The 15,228-nt window shown below is 42.8% G+C and carries 14 protein-coding genes; 11 read left to right on the top strand and 3 right to left on the bottom strand.

Annotated elements, in window-relative coordinates:
• Positions 1 to 24: 24 nt before the first annotated feature.
• From G7Y42_RS12610 to deoD, 7 genes are all read left to right on the top strand, one after another.
• Entirely contained in the window at positions 25 to 1,104 is a 1,080-nt protein-coding gene (locus G7Y42_RS12610; RefSeq protein WP_165006430.1) for a BMP family protein, read from the top strand.
• Positions 1,105 to 1,321: 217 nt separating this feature from the next.
• Entirely contained in the window at positions 1,322 to 2,884 is a 1,563-nt protein-coding gene (locus G7Y42_RS12605; protein WP_165006427.1) for an ABC transporter ATP-binding protein, read from the top strand.
• Positions 2,877 to 4,010: an ABC transporter permease gene (locus G7Y42_RS12600; protein ID WP_165006424.1), complete on the top strand. Its 1,134-nt coding sequence runs from the start codon at positions 2,877 to 2,879 to the stop codon at positions 4,008 to 4,010. Before G7Y42_RS12605 ends, G7Y42_RS12600 begins: the two co-directional genes overlap by 8 nt.
• On the top strand, positions 4,010 to 4,966 hold the full coding sequence (locus tag G7Y42_RS12595) for an ABC transporter permease (RefSeq protein WP_165006419.1): 957 nt from the start codon (positions 4,010 to 4,012) through the stop codon (positions 4,964 to 4,966). The genes G7Y42_RS12600 and G7Y42_RS12595 overlap by 1 nt, the downstream gene beginning before the upstream one ends.
• Positions 4,967 to 5,065: 99 nt before the next feature.
• Positions 5,066 to 6,232 carry a phosphopentomutase gene (deoB, locus tag G7Y42_RS12590; RefSeq protein WP_165006415.1) on the top strand — a complete coding sequence of 389 codons (1,167 nt, stop codon included), beginning with the start codon at positions 5,066 to 5,068 and terminating at the stop codon, positions 6,230 to 6,232.
• A gap of 23 nt (positions 6,233 to 6,255) precedes the next feature.
• Complete coding sequence (locus G7Y42_RS12585; RefSeq protein WP_165006410.1) at positions 6,256 to 7,074, top strand: purine-nucleoside phosphorylase; 819 nt, start codon at positions 6,256 to 6,258, stop codon at positions 7,072 to 7,074.
• A 24-nt stretch (positions 7,075 to 7,098) separates the two neighbouring features.
• The gene (gene deoD / locus G7Y42_RS12580; RefSeq protein ID WP_165006404.1) at positions 7,099 to 7,806 is read left to right on the top strand and encodes a purine-nucleoside phosphorylase; all 708 of its coding nucleotides are present in this window, start codon (positions 7,099 to 7,101) and stop codon (positions 7,804 to 7,806) included.
• A gap of 69 nt (positions 7,807 to 7,875) precedes the next feature.
• On the opposite strand, the gene gpmA is transcribed toward deoD, so the two are convergent.
• The 3 genes from gpmA to rpiA form a co-directional block, all read right to left on the bottom strand.
• A complete protein-coding gene (gene gpmA, locus G7Y42_RS12575; protein ID WP_165006399.1) occupies positions 7,876 to 8,562 on the bottom strand; it encodes a 2,3-diphosphoglycerate-dependent phosphoglycerate mutase in 687 nt (228 codons plus the stop codon).
• Positions 8,563 to 8,731: 169 nt separating this feature from the next.
• Positions 8,732 to 9,313: a recombinase family protein gene (locus tag G7Y42_RS12570; RefSeq protein WP_165006394.1), complete on the bottom strand. Its 582-nt coding sequence runs from the start codon at positions 9,311 to 9,313 to the stop codon at positions 8,732 to 8,734.
• Positions 9,314 to 9,448: 135 nt separating this feature from the next.
• Positions 9,449 to 10,132: a ribose-5-phosphate isomerase RpiA gene (gene rpiA, locus G7Y42_RS12565; RefSeq protein ID WP_165006389.1), complete on the bottom strand. Its 684-nt coding sequence runs from the start codon at positions 10,130 to 10,132 to the stop codon at positions 9,449 to 9,451.
• Between the two features lie 315 nt (positions 10,133 to 10,447).
• Here rpiA and rpsL point away from each other — a divergent pair, with 315 nt between their 5' ends.
• The 4 genes from rpsL to tuf all read left to right on the top strand — a co-directional run bounded on the left by rpsL (position 10,448) and on the right by tuf (position 14,954).
• Positions 10,448 to 10,861 carry a 30S ribosomal protein S12 gene (gene rpsL, locus G7Y42_RS12560; RefSeq protein WP_002294318.1) on the top strand — a complete coding sequence of 138 codons (414 nt, stop codon included), beginning with the start codon at positions 10,448 to 10,450 and terminating at the stop codon, positions 10,859 to 10,861.
• Between the two features lie 84 nt (positions 10,862 to 10,945).
• Complete coding sequence (gene rpsG / locus G7Y42_RS12555) at positions 10,946 to 11,416, top strand: 30S ribosomal protein S7 (RefSeq protein ID WP_002290440.1); 471 nt, start codon at positions 10,946 to 10,948, stop codon at positions 11,414 to 11,416.
• A gap of 90 nt (positions 11,417 to 11,506) precedes the next feature.
• Positions 11,507 to 13,594 carry an elongation factor G gene (gene fusA / locus G7Y42_RS12550; RefSeq protein WP_165006382.1) on the top strand — a complete coding sequence of 696 codons (2,088 nt, stop codon included), beginning with the start codon at positions 11,507 to 11,509 and terminating at the stop codon, positions 13,592 to 13,594.
• A gap of 172 nt (positions 13,595 to 13,766) precedes the next feature.
• On the top strand, positions 13,767 to 14,954 hold the full coding sequence (gene tuf, locus G7Y42_RS12545) for an elongation factor Tu (RefSeq protein WP_165006375.1): 1,188 nt from the start codon (positions 13,767 to 13,769) through the stop codon (positions 14,952 to 14,954).
• The last annotated feature ends 274 nt before the right edge of the window (positions 14,955 to 15,228 follow it).

The following is a 15,228-nucleotide window of genomic DNA, read 5'->3' as shown; positions in this document are numbered from 1 at the left end:
ATTCACTTAGGAGGCTTTACAGAAATGAAAAAAGCAAAATTATTTGGTTTAGGTACTGTCGCATTAGCAGCAGGGTTATTTTTAGGTGCATGCGGCAATAACGGTTCAACTGATTCATCTGGAGGCAAAAGCGCATCAGAAACAGCTACCGCAGCATTGATCACAGATACAGGCGGCGTAGATGACCGTTCATTCAACCAGTCAGCTTGGGAAGGATTACAAAAATGGGGGAAAGATCAAGGACTTTCACGAGGCAACGATGGATTCCAGTACTTCCAGTCTTCAAATGAATCCGACTATATCCCGAATATCGACCAAGCTTTGAACGCAGGTTTCAAGACGATTTTCGGTGTAGGGTATAAATTAAAACCAGCGATCCAAGAACAGGCAACAAACAATACAGGTACGAACTTCGTTATCATCGATGATGTGATCGATGGCTTGGACAATGTAGTATCTGCTACATTTAAAGACAATGAAGCTTCTTACCTTGCAGGGATCGCAGCAGCGTACACAACTGAGACAAACGTTGTTGGATTCATCGGCGGCGTGAAAGGTGAAGTAATCGATCGTTTTGACGCTGGATTCACAGCTGGTGTCGAAGCAGGGGCAAAAGAATTAGGAAAAGACATCAAAGTACTGAACCAATATGCCGGCGACTTCTCAGCACCTGACAAAGGCCGTTCGATCGCACAAGGAATGTACGCACAAAATGCTGACATCATCTTCCATGCATCAGGTGGTACAGGTAATGGTGTCTTCCAAGAAGCAAAATCATTGAACGAATCAGGCGACAAAAAAGTTTGGGTGATCGGTGTTGACCGTGACCAATCAGACGAAGGCGAATACACATTGAACGGCGAAAAGAAAAACTTCACTTTGACCTCTACAACTAAGGGTGTAGGAACTGTCGTAGAAGATTTGGCGCAAAAATCAGCTGACGGCAAATTCCCTGGCGGTGAGCATACTGTTTACGGTCTGAAAGAAGACGGTGTGGGTCTGACAAAAGGCCAGCTATCTGAAAAAGCAGAAAAAGCAGTAGAAGACGCAAAAGAAAAAATCATTTCAGGAGACGTAAAAGTCCCAGAAGCACCTGAAAAATAATAAAACCAATTCTATAGCCTTGTTGGACAGCTGTTTGACAAGGCTATGGTTCAATTATCCGCGAGGTGTTGCTGTTTTATCCAAGTCGGTAAGTTTACCGGTTTGGATAAGGGAGCAACTCCCTGAAGTAATTTGCTTCAAATGAAGAAGACTGTTGAACAAGCGGGATTCTTAGTCAATCGTTGCCCTAGATAGAAATCGTTAGGATGTGAAAAAGGTGGTTCAAGAAAATATTGTCATAGAAATGCAGAATATTACCAAGCAGTTTGGGACATTCAAAGCAAATGACAACATCAATTTACAAGTAAAGGCGGGGGAGATCCACGCATTGCTTGGAGAAAACGGTGCTGGCAAATCAACATTGATGAATGTGCTCTCCGGTCTTTTAGAGCCAACGTCAGGAAAAATTTTGATGCGGGGGAAAGAAGTCCAGATCACAAGTCCGACAAAGGCGAACCAGCTAGGAATCGGAATGGTTCACCAGCATTTTATGCTTGTTGATGCTTTTACGGTAACAGAAAACATCGTATTGGGAAGCGAGCCGAGTCGTGCCGGAATGATCGATCATAAAAAAGCGCGGGAAGAGATCATAAAGGTTTCTGAGCAGTACGGTTTATCCGTCAACCCAGATGCTTATGTTCGAGATATTTCTGTGGGGATGGAACAACGGGTCGAAATCTTAAAAACACTTTACCGTGGAGCAGATGTACTGATTTTTGATGAACCGACAGCTGTGCTGACACCTCAGGAAATCGATGAACTGATCGTGATCATGAAAGAATTGGTCAAAGAAGGAAAATCGATCATCCTGATCACGCATAAGTTAGATGAAATCAAAGCAGTAGCTGATCGTTGTACGGTGATCCGCCGAGGAAAAGGGATCGGGACAGTGAATGTCAAAGACGTTACCTCTCAGCAGTTAGCCGACATGATGGTAGGACGTACGGTTTCGTTCAAAACAATGAAAAAAGAAGCAAAACCGCAAGAAGTTGTTTTATCCATCGAAGACCTTGTCGTGAAGGAGAACCGAGGATTAGAAGCTGTGAAGCATTTGAGCTTGGAAGTTCGTGCAGGGGAAGTGCTAGGGATCGCTGGAATCGATGGCAATGGACAATCCGAGTTGATCCAAGCCCTGACTGGTTTGCGAAAAGCAGAAAGCGGGAAAATCAAGCTGAAAGGCGAAGACATCACTAATAAAAAACCTCGAAGGATCACAGAGTCTGGGGTCGGGCATGTGCCAGAAGATCGTCACAAATACGGTCTTGTCCTAGACATGACTTTATCTGAGAATATCGCATTACAGACATATCACCAAAAACCTTACAGTAGAAACGGGATGCTCAACTATTCAGTGATGAATGAACATGCAAGAGAACTGATCAGTGAATATGACGTGCGTACGACCAACGAGCTGGCTCCAGCAAAAGCATTATCAGGAGGAAATCAGCAAAAAGCGATCATTGCACGAGAAGTCGATCGTGATCCGGATCTGCTGATCGTGGCAAATCCGACACGCGGACTTGATGTTGGTGCGATCGAATTTATCCATAAACGGTTGATCGAGCAAAGAGACAAGTATAAAGCAGTATTACTGGTCAGCTTTGAATTAGAAGAAATCTTGAATGTCTCTGACCGTATCGCGGTTATCCATGAGGGAGAGATCGTTGGGATCGTTCATCCGAAAGAGACTTCTGAGAATGAATTAGGACTGCTGATGGCAGGGTATTCCTTAGAAGAAGCGAGAAGAGAATTAGAAAAGGCGGGTGGCACAAATGAATGATCGCAGTGAAAAATTCCGCAATCTGCTGGTGCCTATTTTCTCAGTTGTCTTAGGATTGGTTTTAGGCGCGATTTTGATGGCAGCCTTTGGGTATCAGCCGCTTCAAGGTTATTCTTCTATGTTGGACGCTGCACTTGGCTCACAAAGAGGGATCGGCGAAACATTGAGACAGGCGACACCGCTTATTTTTACAGCTTTAGGATTTTCTGTGGCAAACTCAGCCGGATTTTTCAATATCGGGCTTTCTGGACAAGCGCTTTGTGGCTGGATCGTCAGTGTCTGGGTAGCACTTGCTTTTCCGGATCTGCCAAAATTCGTTTTATTGCCGTTGTGTGTGATTTTAGGCTCCTTAGCTGGTGCAATGGCAGCTGCTGTTCCAGGTTTGCTACGGGCATTCTTTGGAACGAGTGAAGTAATCGTGACTATCATGATGAACTACATCTTGCTTTACTTAAGTACGTTCGGGCTGCATGAAATGATGCCGGAAAGTTACCGTTCAAGCTTGGATTCTTCAAACTTGATCAGTCCTAACGCATCTCTTCGAATCCCATGGCTGACGCAGGCATTTGGCGGTTCTCGGGTGAATGCCGGATTGTTCTTAGCAATTATCGCATTGATTCTTGTCTGGTTATTGATGAAGAAAACGACATTAGGATTTGAGATCCGTTCAGTTGGGTTGAATCCTTTTGCTTCTGAATATGCAGGGATGAGTAGTAAACGAACGATTGTCTTGTCGATGGTCATCTCAGGTGCTTTAGCTGGTCTGGGTGGTGTTGTCGAAGGATTGGGCACGTATCAGAATTTCTTCGTCCAGACGACTTCATTATCGATCGGTTTTGATGGAATGGCGGTATCTCTACTTGGTTCTGGTTCAGCGATCGGGATTCTTTTATCCGCTATCTTGTTCAGTATCTTGAAAATCGGCGGACTTGGCATGCAAACTGGTGCAGGTATCCCATTTGAGATCGTCAATGTATCGATTGCCTTGATCATTTTCTTCGTAGGGATCAACTTCCTGATCCGCTTTATCATGGCGAAGTTCTTCCAAGGGAAAAAACAAGAAGAAATCGTTACTACTATCGAAGCAAAACCAACCAATCAAAGTCATGAAGGAGGTGAGCTGTGATGTCAACTGTAGAATTAATCGCTTTGATCGTGAGTTCGACCCTTGTTTACTCGACACCACTGATCCTGACATCGCTAGGCGGGACTTTCTCTGAGCGAAGCGGGATCGTAAACGTCGGATTAGAAGGTATCATGGTGATGGGGGCATTCAGCTCGATCGTATTCAACTTGACAATGAGTCCTTCCCTTGGCGCAATGACGCCTTGGATCGCGATCTTAGTCGGCGGAGTCGTTGGGATCTTGTTCTCGCTGATTCACGCTGTGGCGACTGTCAGTCTTCGTGCAGATCATATCATCAGCGGGACAGTGATCAATCTGATGGCGCCAGCGCTAGGTGTGTTCTTGATCAAAGCTTGGTACGGAAAAGGACAAACAGACAACATCGTAAACAACTTAGGATATTTCTCCTTCCCCGGACTATCAGATATTCCGGTGATTGGACAGATTTTCTTTAAGAATACTTTTTTACCTGCTTATTGTGCGATCCTGATCGCGATTTTAGCGTGGGTGATCATTTTTAAAACAAAATTCGGGTTGCGTCTGCGTTCAGTAGGGGAAAATCCTCAAGCAGCAGACACGCTTGGGATTAATGTCTATGCGATGCGTTATTCCGGTGTTCTGATTTCCGGATTGCTCGGCGGAATGGGTGGAGCAGTCTTCGCACAGTCGATTTCAGGAAACTTCTCAGCTGGAACGATCGTTGGGCAAGGGTTCATCTCTATGGCTGCAATGATTTTCGGTAAATGGAATCCTTTAGGCGCAATGGGCGCATCTTTGTTTTTCGGGTTCGCACAAAGTTTGAGTATCATCGGCGCACAGCTTCCGGTCATTTCTTCGATTCCGCCGGTGCTGCTGCAGATCGCTCCTTATTTGCTGACGATCATCGTATTGGTTGCTTTCTTAGGAAAAGCATCAGGACCAAAGGCAAACGGGAAGAATTATATCAAATCAAAATAATCTTTTTAGTGAATAAAAGGGGTGGGTTACGGGAAGTGTTTTTCGTCTCGCCCTTTTTGTTTTAAAGGTAAGACAAAATAAAAGAAAGAAGGAATAATCATGTTTAAACGCGTACATCTGATCGTTATGGATTCAGTAGGGATTGGGGAAGCACCAGATGCTGAAAAATTTGGCGATACAGGGTCTGATACATTAGGGCACATCGCGAAAGAAGCTGGGTTGACCATTCCGCACTTGGAACAACTTGGTTTGGGAACGATCCGTCCGCTAGACGGGGTAGAAGCAGTAGAAGATCATCAAGGTTATGCGACAAAATTAGAAGAAGTCTCTGTAGGAAAAGATACGATGACTGGGCACTGGGAAATCATGGGATTGAATATCAAAACACCGTTTCGTGTGTTTCCAAACGGGTTCCCAGAAGAACTGATCCAAAAAATCGAGGAATTCTCCGGCAGAAAAGTCGTATGCAACAAACCTTATAGTGGAACCGCTGTTATCGATGATTATGGTGAACATCAGATGAAAACCGGCGATCTGATCGTTTACACTTCTGCAGACCCAGTCTTGCAGATCGCAGCTCATGAAGAAATTATTCCTTTAGATGAATTGTACCGGATTTGCCAGTTTGTCCGTGATATCACGAAAGATGACCCGTATATGATCGGACGAATCATTGCACGTCCTTATCTTGGTGAACCAGGAAACTTCACACGAACAAGCAATCGACATGATTATGCGCTCGATCCTTTTGGTCATACGGTTCTTGATTCACTGAAAGAAGCTGGGAAAGATGTGATCGCTGTTGGGAAGATCAATGATATCTTCAATGGGCAAGGGATCACTGATTCTGTTCGCACCAAGAGCAATATGGATGGTGTCGATCAGCTGCTGAATGTGATGAAAAGAGAATTCGACGGGATCAGTTTTACCAATCTAGTAGACTTTGATGCTTTGTACGGTCATCGTCGTGATGTGGTCGGTTACGCTCATGCGATCGAAGAGTTTGATTTGAGAATCCCGGAACTGCTTGAAGCTATGGCAGATGACGATCTTCTGATGATCACAGCGGACCATGGGAATGACCCAACTTTCACTGGTACAGATCACACACGGGAATATGTCCCATTGCTGGTTTACAGTAAAAAAATGAAAGAACAGGGATCATTGCCACAAGGATACTATTCGGATATTGCTGCAACGATCGCTGAGAACTTCGGGGTATCCGCAACTGAAAATGGCGAAAGCTTCTTGAAATTATTAAAATAAATAGGGTGGACAGGAGAAAGCAAATGACCAAGTTAAACGAGATGTTAAAAGAAACAACCCAGTTTATTCTTGACCAGGGAGTAAAAGAAATCGAGTTCGGTCTGATTCTAGGATCAGGTCTAGGTGAACTGGCAGATGAAATCACAGACGCAAAAACCATTTCTTATGACAAGATTCCCTTTTTCCCGACATCAACAGTCGCAGGGCATGCAGGACAGCTAGTATACGGCACATTGTCAGGTAAAAAAGTATTAGCGATGCAGGGGCGCTTCCATTATTATGAAGGCTATTCCATGCAGACAGTCACTTATCCAGTTCGTTTGATGGCAGCTTTGGGCGCTCATTCTGTCATCGTGACGAATGCAAGTGGCGGAGTGAATGAGTCATTTGCTCCAGGGGATTTGATGCTGATCACGGACCATATCAATTTTACTGGCACAAACCCTTTGATCGGACCAAATGAAGAGGACATGGGCCCTCGTTTCCCTGATATGAGTCAAGCCTATTCAAAAACTTACTGTCAGGCAGCAAAAGATGCAGCTGAAAAATTAGGCTTAGCACTTAAAGAAGGTGTGTACATGGGCTATTCTGGGCCTACGTATGAAACACCGGCTGAGATCCGTATGTCACGAATGATGGGGGCTGATGCAGTAGGGATGTCGACTGTTCCTGAAGTGATCGTCGCCGCTCATAGCGGATTGAAAGTACTTGGGATTTCTTGCATCACCAATCTGGCTGCGGGGATGCAGGCAAACTTGAACCATGAAGAAGTCGTAGAGACGACACAGCGCGTCAAGCAGTCGTTCAAATCGTTAATCAAAGAAACGTTGACATTATTATAACGTCAAGAGGAGGAGAAAACATAGATGAGTGTGCATATTGAAGCAAAGCAAGGAGAGATTGCTGACAAGATTTTACTTCCAGGAGATCCGCTACGTGCAAAATATATTGCTGAAACTTTTTTGGAAAATCCTGTCTGTTACAATCAAGTAAGAGGGATGCTGGGATTCACAGGTGAGTACAAAGGTGTGAGAGTATCTGTACAAGGGACCGGAATGGGGATGCCGTCTGCAACGATCTATGCGCATGAGTTGATCCAATCTTATGGCGTGAAAAAATTGATTCGTGTAGGGACATGCGGAGCATTGTCAAAGGATGTCCATGTTCGGGATCTGGTCCTTGCCCAAGGTGCAGCGACTAGTTCTTCGATGATCGAAAAGAATTTCCAGACCTTCCATTTTCCGCCAATCAGTGATTTTGATTTGTTGCTGAAAGCCTACGAAATCGCAAAGGAAAAAGGATACACGACCCATGTGGGAAATGTTCTTTCCGAAGACTCTTTTTATAAAGATGATCTGACAGAAACATTCAAGCTGGCAGATCTAGGTGTCTTAGGTGTTGAGATGGAAGCTGCGGCTCTATATTATCTAGGTGCGAAATATCAGGTACAAACACTGGGCATCATGACAGTCAGTGATCATCTGATCACAGGAGAAGAAACGACCGCAGAGGAACGGCAGTCGACATTCAATGAAATGATCGAGGTCGGCTTGGAAACAGCTATCGCTGAATAATAAAAGCAAAAAGGAACCGCAAGGAACAGCTTGAAGCTGTTCCTTGCGGTTCCTTTTTTATGGTGCTTATTATAGATAGTATTTTTTAGCAACTGTCAAATCATCGTTTAATTCATAAACAAGTGGTTGACCTGTTGGGATTTCAAGATCCATGATATCGTCATCAGAGATGCCTTCGATATGTTTTGCTAATGCACGTAATGAGTTACCGTGTGCAGCAACTAGAACAGTTTTGTTGTCTAGTAGTGCAGGAGCAATTTCATCTTGCCAGAATGGCAAAGCGCGTTCCAAAGTAACTTTTAAGTTTTCGCCACCAGGGATATCGCGTTTGTCTAACATTGCATAACGACGATCGTTTGCTGCAGAACCTTCGTCACTTTCGTCCATCAATGGAGGAAGAGTGTCGTATGAACGACGCCAGATGTGTACTTGTTCGTCGCCGTATTTTTCAGCAGTTTCTTTTTTGTTCAAGCCTTGCAATTTACCGTAGTGACGTTCGTTCAAGCGCCATGATTTGATTTGTGGTACCCAAAGTTGGTCTGAGTATTCTAAAATCAGGTTACATGTTTTGATTGCACGTGTTAAAACAGAAGTGTAGGCAACATCAAATTCGATTCCAGCTTCTTTGATTTTGCGTCCGCCTTCTTTTGCTTCTTCGATTCCTTCTGGTGCTAAGTTAACGTCCGCCCAACCAGTAAATTGGTTCAATGCGTTCCATTCACTAAGACCGTGACGAGAAAAAACTAATTTTGGCATGTTTAGCTCTCCTTTAAGATAAGTTGAATTTCTGAAATTTTCAGTTCTGCTTTATTGTACAATTTTTTGAAGGAGATTTCCATCGAAAATTTGGATAAGATTCTGTGAGTGCAAGAGTGAGAGGAATAAAAAAACGAACAGCACTTGCAGGCCGTTCGTTTTTTTGGAATCAGATACATAATTGCTCGATATCTTTTTCAGGTAAATTGATATATTTATAACAGGTCCCGACTGAAACACCACATTTGGAAGAAATAAATTGGATCGTTTCTTTTTTCTCATAATAGAGACGTCGGATTTTTTTGATGGTCTTGGCATCGATTTTTGGTCGACCGCCGATCTTCCCCTTTTTACGAGCTTCATCTAGTCCGACCAATGTCCGTTCCTTGATCAAGGCACATTCCATGTTCGCCAGACCTTCCATTAGTTGGAAATAGATTTTGCCCATTTCGCGGGTATCGATTCCTTCATCAATGCTAACTAAATGCAGCCCGCGGTCTTTGAATAATTGCGTAAGTTCTGTTAATTGCCGTGTGGATTTGCCTAAGCGATGAAGTTGGCAGACAACAAGCGCGTCGCCTTGCTGCATGTTTCCGATAACTGTTTCCAGTTCGATCGTGGCAGAACCAGTATCTTTTACTTCATATGTCTCATGGTAAATTTCTTGACAACCAAAGGCAGATAATTGTTCAACCTGAGTTGTTAAATCAACATCATTTATGGTTGTGCGTGCATAACCAATAATTTTCATGGTGATTCCTTTCTAGCAGTGATTTTCTAACTGAATATAACAGTAAGAATGTAGCATAAAGTGAATAAAAAAGATAGTTTTTTCGCAAATTTCAGCTGTTTATTTCATTTTGTGAAAAAAGGACCCTTTTTTCGTCTAGCTGTGATGCGGGGTTTCTAAAATCTGTGTCCCTGATTCGGAACCGACGATCACTTTTGATACCAGATTCAAGAATAATCCGTGTTCGACTACACCGACTAGTTGATCCAGGTAGGTAGCCAGTTTTTCTGGTTCTTCGATCGTTTCTAAATGCAAGTCGATGATATAATGTCCGCCATCTGTTTTGAGGATCTCACCATCTTCTGTTTTGCGCAAGACAGGTTGGAATTCTTTTTCTTCGAACAGACGAAGCAGCTGTTGTGAACCATAAGGAATGACTTCTACAGGAAGAGGGAACTTTCCTAATTTGTTCACTAGTTTTGTTTCGTCAACGATCCAGATCGTTTTCTTCGAATAAGTAGCAACGATTTTTTCGAAGAGAAGTGCTGCGCCACCGCCTTTGATCCCTTGAAAGTCCGCACTGATTTCATCAGCGCCATCGATCGTCAAGTCGACCTCAGGTACTTCGTCGATACTTTTCAAAGGAATGCCAAGTTTTTCAGCTTGCTCTTTTGTTGCATTGGAAGTAGTGACTCCCGTGATCTTCAAACCTTCTTCTCGCATACGGCGACCGATTTCTTCTACCATATAATAAGCAGTCGAACCGGTGCCGAGACCTACGATCATTCCGTCCTCTACGAATTTTGCCGCTTCAATACCAGCCAATTGTTTTAAATTCATTTTTTGCCTCCACTTTTTTGAGTTTGAGCTCCGTGCTTTCCCTGCTATTTTATCGTTATTTACAGAAAAAAGATACCTTTCTTTCCAGGTAAATTCAGGTTTTTGCAAAAAAAACACAACACTGGTTGACATGCTTTTTCATTCGTGATATTCTAACGAAGGTGCTTTATCTACAGGTTTCTGTGAAGAAACGTGCTGACTGTTTTTCAAAGCATATTTGATAAGATGCAGACATTGCATTTATTTTTTATCGCAAAAAAAGAACCACCTGGATGTGTGGAACTAGACGCAAATCGTGGGAAGGAGGAACAAGGAATGCCTACAATTAACCAATTAGTACGTAAACCTCGTAAATCAAAGGTGGAAAAATCTAATTCACCTGCTTTGAACAAAGGATATAACAGCTTTAAGAAAACTCAAACTAACGTAAACTCACCTCAAAAACGTGGGGTTGCAACTCGTGTGGGTACAATGACACCTAAAAAACCGAACTCAGCTTTACGTAAATATGCACGTGTTCGTTTGTCAAACTTAATTGAAGTTACTGCTTATATCCCAGGGATTGGTCATAACTTACAAGAACACAGTGTCGTATTATTACGCGGTGGACGTGTAAAAGACTTACCAGGGGTACGTTACCACATCGTTCGTGGTGCACTAGATACTGCTGGTGTTAACGACCGTAAACAAAGCCGTTCTAAATACGGTACTAAAAAACCTAAAGCTTAATTTTAATTATTCAAGCAAATGAATTTTACTTCTATATTATAGAAGTAACTACTATGAACAATATTTCGGAAGGAGGAGTTACGGATGCCACGTAAAGGTCCTGTTGCAAAACGTGATGTTTTACCAGATCCTATTTATAACTCAAAATTAGTAACTCGCTTGATCAACCGTGTGATGGTTGACGGAAAACGCGGGATTGCAGCTAACATTATCTATAATGCCTTTGACTTGATCAAAGAATCTACAGGTAACGATCCATTAGAAGTGTTTGAACAAGCAATGAAAAACGTTCAACCTGTTCTTGAAGTTAAAGCACGTCGTGTTGGGGGTTCAAACTATCAAGTACCAGTTGAAGTTCGCCCTGAACGCCGTGTGACTTTAGGTCTTCGTTGGGTAGTAAACTACGCTCGCTTGCGCGGTGAACACACAATGGAAGAACGCTTAGCAAAAGAAATCATGGATGCTGCAAACAACACAGGTGCTTCTGTTAAAAAACGTGAAGACACTCATAAAATGGCTGATGCCAACCGTGCGTTTGCTCACTATCGCTGGTAAGATTCTCTCTGTTTGGTCGGCTTTCAGCCGGCCTCAGATAGCGTCCTTATATTTAGCAACTAGATAGTAAAGAGAGGAGAAACAAGGAGAATGACCAGAGAATTTTCTTTACACAACACTCGTAATATCGGTATCATGGCCCACATCGATGCTGGTAAAACGACTGCTACCGAACGTATCTTGTACTATACTGGTAAAATCCATAAAATTGGTGAAACTCATGAAGGAGCTTCACAAATGGACTGGATGGAACAAGAACAAGAACGTGGTATTACGATCACTTCTGCTGCGACTACAGCACAATGGAAGGGTCACCGTATCAACATCATCGACACGCCAGGGCACGTAGACTTCACTGTTGAAGTTGAACGTTCATTGCGTGTACTTGATGGTGCTGTAACTGTTCTTGATGCTCAATCAGGTGTAGAACCTCAAACTGAAACAGTTTGGCGTCAAGCAACAACTTATGGTGTACCTCGTATCGTATTTGCAAACAAAATGGATAAGATCGGTGCTGATTTCTTATATTCAGTATCAACTTTACATGACCGTCTGCAAGCAAACGCTCACCCAATCCAATTGCCAATTGGTGCGGAAGACGACTTTACAGGAATTATCGACCTTGTAACAATGAAGGCTGAAATGTATACGAACGATCTTGGAACAGAGATCGAAGAAACAGAAATTCCTGAAGAATATCGCGAATTAGCTGAAGAATGGCGCGAAAAATTAGTAGAAGCTGTTGCTGAAACTGATGAAGAACTTACTTTGAAATACTTAGAAGGTGAAGAAATCACTGAAGCTGAGTTAAAAGAAGGTATCCGCCGCGCAACAGTCAATGTTGAATTCTACCCAGTACTTTGCGGTTCAGCATTCAAGAACAAAGGGGTTCAATTATTATTGGACGCAGTTCTTGACTACTTGCCATCACCATTAGATATCCCAGCTATCAAAGGGATTGACCCTAAAACTGACGAAGAAGTAGAACGTCCAGCAGACGACAGCGCTCCTTTCTCAGCTTTAGCATTTAAAGTTATGACTGACCCATTCGTAGGTCGTTTGACTTTCTTCCGTGTGTACTCTGGTGTCTTGAAATCAGGTTCATACGTACAAAACGCAACAAAAGGCAAACGTGAACGTGTCGGCCGTATCTTACAGATGCACGCCAACTCACGTTCAGAAATCTCTGAAGTTTATGCTGGAGATATCGCTGCCGCTGTTGGTTTGAAAGATACAACTACTGGGGACACACTATGTGATGAAAAGAATTTAGTTATTCTTGAATCAATGGAATTCCCAGAACCAGTTATCCAAGTCGCTATTGAACCTAAATCAAAAGCTGACCAAGATAAAATGGGTATCGCTTTGCAAAAACTATCTGAAGAAGATCCTACTTTCCGTGCTGAAACAAACGTGGAAACAGGCGAAACAATCATCGCTGGTATGGGAGAACTTCACTTAGATATCATCGTTGACCGTATGCGTCGCGAATTCAAAGTTGAAGCTAACGTAGGTGCGCCTCAAGTATCTTATCGTGAAACTTTCCGTGCAGGCACTCAAGCTGAAGGTAAGTTTGTACGCCAGTCTGGTGGTAAAGGTCAATACGGTCACGTATGGATCGAATTCACACCAAACGAAGAAGGTGCTGGCTTCGAATTTGAAAATGCGATCGTCGGTGGGGTCGTTCCTCGTGAATACATCCCAGCTGTTGAAACTGGTTTGAAAGATGCTATGGAAAATGGTGTCTTAGCTGGATATCCTTTAGTTGATATCAAAGCAAAACTTTACGACGGTTCATACCACGATGTCGATTCAAATGAAACTGCCTTCCGTGTTGCTGCTTCTATGGCATTGCGTGCAGCAGCTAAGAAAGCAAACCCAGTGATCCTTGAACCAATCATGGCTGTTGAAGTCGTTATCCCTGAAGATTACCTAGGTGATGTTATGGGACATGTTACTGCACGTCGTGGTCGCGTTGAAGGTATGGAAGCACGCGCTGGCGGACAACAAGTTGTTCGTGCGATGGTTCCACTTGCTGAAATGTTTGGTTATGCAACAACACTTCGTTCAGCTACTCAAGGTCGCGGTACGTTTACCATGACATTTGACCACTACGAAGATGTACCAAAATCAGTACAAGAAGAAATCATTAAGAAAAACGGCGGAAAAGCTGAATAATTTCTTAAAACCGGATCGTCTCGTAAAGAGATTATCCAAAGAGACTATATTTTTAATATAGTTTCGTGTAAAATAATTATCGATGATATGGGCATGTGGTATACATTCGTATATCACATACCTATCAGACAAATAAAAAAATTATATTGTATTTTTAGGAGGACATTTTAAAATGGCAAAAGAAAAATTTGACCGTTCTAAACCACACGTTAACATTGGTACTATCGGACACGTTGACCATGGTAAAACAACTTTAACAGCTGCAATCACAACTGTACTATCTAAGAAAAACGGCGGCCAAGCTATGGCTTACGATCAAATCGATGGTGCTCCAGAAGAACGCGAACGCGGAATCACAATCTCAACTGCTCACGTTGAATATGAAACAGACGCACGTCACTACGCTCACGTTGACTGCCCAGGACACGCGGACTACGTTAAAAACATGATCACTGGTGCTGCTCAAATGGACGGAGCTATCTTAGTAGTATCTGCTGCTGATGGCCCTATGCCTCAAACACGTGAACACATCCTATTGTCTCGTCAAGTTGGTGTTCCTTACATCGTTGTATTCTTGAACAAAGTAGACATGGTTGATGACGAAGAATTACTAGAATTAGTTGAAATGGAAGTTCGTGACCTATTAACAGAATACGAATTCCCTGGTGACGATGTTCCTGTAATCGCTGGTTCAGCTTTGAAAGCTCTAGAAGGCGACGCTTCATACGAAGAAAAAATCCTTGAATTGATGGCTGCAGTTGACGAATACATCCCAACTCCAGAACGTGACAACGACAAACCATTCATGATGCCAGTCGAAGACGTATTCTCAATCACTGGTCGTGGTACTGTTGCTACAGGTCGTGTTGAACGTGGACAAGTTCGCGTTGGTGACGAAGTTGAAGTTGTTGGTATTTCTGAAGAAACTTCAAAAACAACAGTTACTGGTGTTGAAATGTTCCGTAAATTGTTAGACTACGCTGAAGCTGGAGACAACATTGGTGCTTTACTACGTGGTGTTGCACGTGAAGACATCCAACGTGGACAAGTTTTAGCTAAACCAGGTACAATCACACCTCATACAAAATTCTCTGCAGAAGTATACGTGTTGACAAAAGAAGAAGGTGGACGTCATACTCCATTCTTCACTAACTACCGTCCACAATTCTACTTCCGTACAACTGACGTAACAGGTGTTGTTGAATTACCAGAAGGAACTGAAATGGTTATGCCTGGCGACAACGTAACAATGGAAGTTGAATTAATCCACCCAATCGCTATCGAAAACGGTACTAAATTCTCAATCCGTGAAGGCGGACGTACAGTTGGTGCCGGTGTCGTTACAGAAATCAAAGCTTAATTGAATTAAGCAAAACTAAGCAACATCTATTCGGACGTAAAAGCTCGGAATGAAGATCTCAGGATCTTTGTTCCGAGCTTTTTTATTGATTGCAGGATCAGGAAAGAAATACAGAAGCATTATAATAGAAGAAACACGAAATAAAAGGGCTCTTTGTCAAATCGGACTGATAAGGTCATCTATGAACATCAAAGTTAGTAAAAGTTACTAGCTTTGATGTTTTTTTATGTGTAGCTGATTAACCCGTTGATTAGAAAAATCCGCAAGCGCATAT

Source organism: Enterococcus sp. ZJ1622, from assembly GCF_011038845.1.
Taxonomy (GTDB): domain Bacteria; phylum Bacillota; class Bacilli; order Lactobacillales; family Enterococcaceae; genus Enterococcus_B.
The sequence above is the reverse complement of the archived record's forward strand: the minus strand, read 5'-3'. Positions and strand labels throughout refer to the sequence as shown.

Excerpts from the sequence above, each read along its gene's own strand:
- deoB (WP_165006415.1), top strand. The coding sequence starts at position 5,066 with ATGTTTAAACGCGTACATCTGATCGTTATGGATTCAGTAGGGATTGGG.
- G7Y42_RS12585 (WP_165006410.1), top strand. The coding sequence starts at position 6,256 with ATGACCAAGTTAAACGAGATGTTAAAAGAAACAACCCAGTTTATTCTT.
- deoD (WP_165006404.1), top strand. The coding sequence starts at position 7,099 with ATGAGTGTGCATATTGAAGCAAAGCAAGGAGAGATTGCTGACAAGATT.
- rpiA (WP_165006389.1), bottom strand. The coding sequence starts at position 10,132 with ATGAATTTAAAACAATTGGCTGGTATTGAAGCGGCAAAATTCGTAGAG.
- rpsG (WP_002290440.1), top strand. The coding sequence starts at position 10,946 with ATGCCACGTAAAGGTCCTGTTGCAAAACGTGATGTTTTACCAGATCCT.
- tuf (WP_165006375.1), top strand. The coding sequence starts at position 13,767 with ATGGCAAAAGAAAAATTTGACCGTTCTAAACCACACGTTAACATTGGT.
- G7Y42_RS12570 (WP_165006394.1), bottom strand. The coding sequence starts at position 9,313 with ATGAAAATTATTGGTTATGCACGCACAACCATAAATGATGTTGATTTA.
- G7Y42_RS12600 (WP_165006424.1), top strand. The coding sequence starts at position 2,877 with ATGAATGATCGCAGTGAAAAATTCCGCAATCTGCTGGTGCCTATTTTC.
- fusA (WP_165006382.1), top strand. The coding sequence starts at position 11,507 with ATGACCAGAGAATTTTCTTTACACAACACTCGTAATATCGGTATCATG.
- G7Y42_RS12595 (WP_165006419.1), top strand. The coding sequence starts at position 4,010 with ATGTCAACTGTAGAATTAATCGCTTTGATCGTGAGTTCGACCCTTGTT.
- G7Y42_RS12610 (WP_165006430.1), top strand. The coding sequence starts at position 25 with ATGAAAAAAGCAAAATTATTTGGTTTAGGTACTGTCGCATTAGCAGCA.
- rpsL (WP_002294318.1), top strand. The coding sequence starts at position 10,448 with ATGCCTACAATTAACCAATTAGTACGTAAACCTCGTAAATCAAAGGTG.
- gpmA (WP_165006399.1), bottom strand. The coding sequence starts at position 8,562 with ATGCCAAAATTAGTTTTTTCTCGTCACGGTCTTAGTGAATGGAACGCA.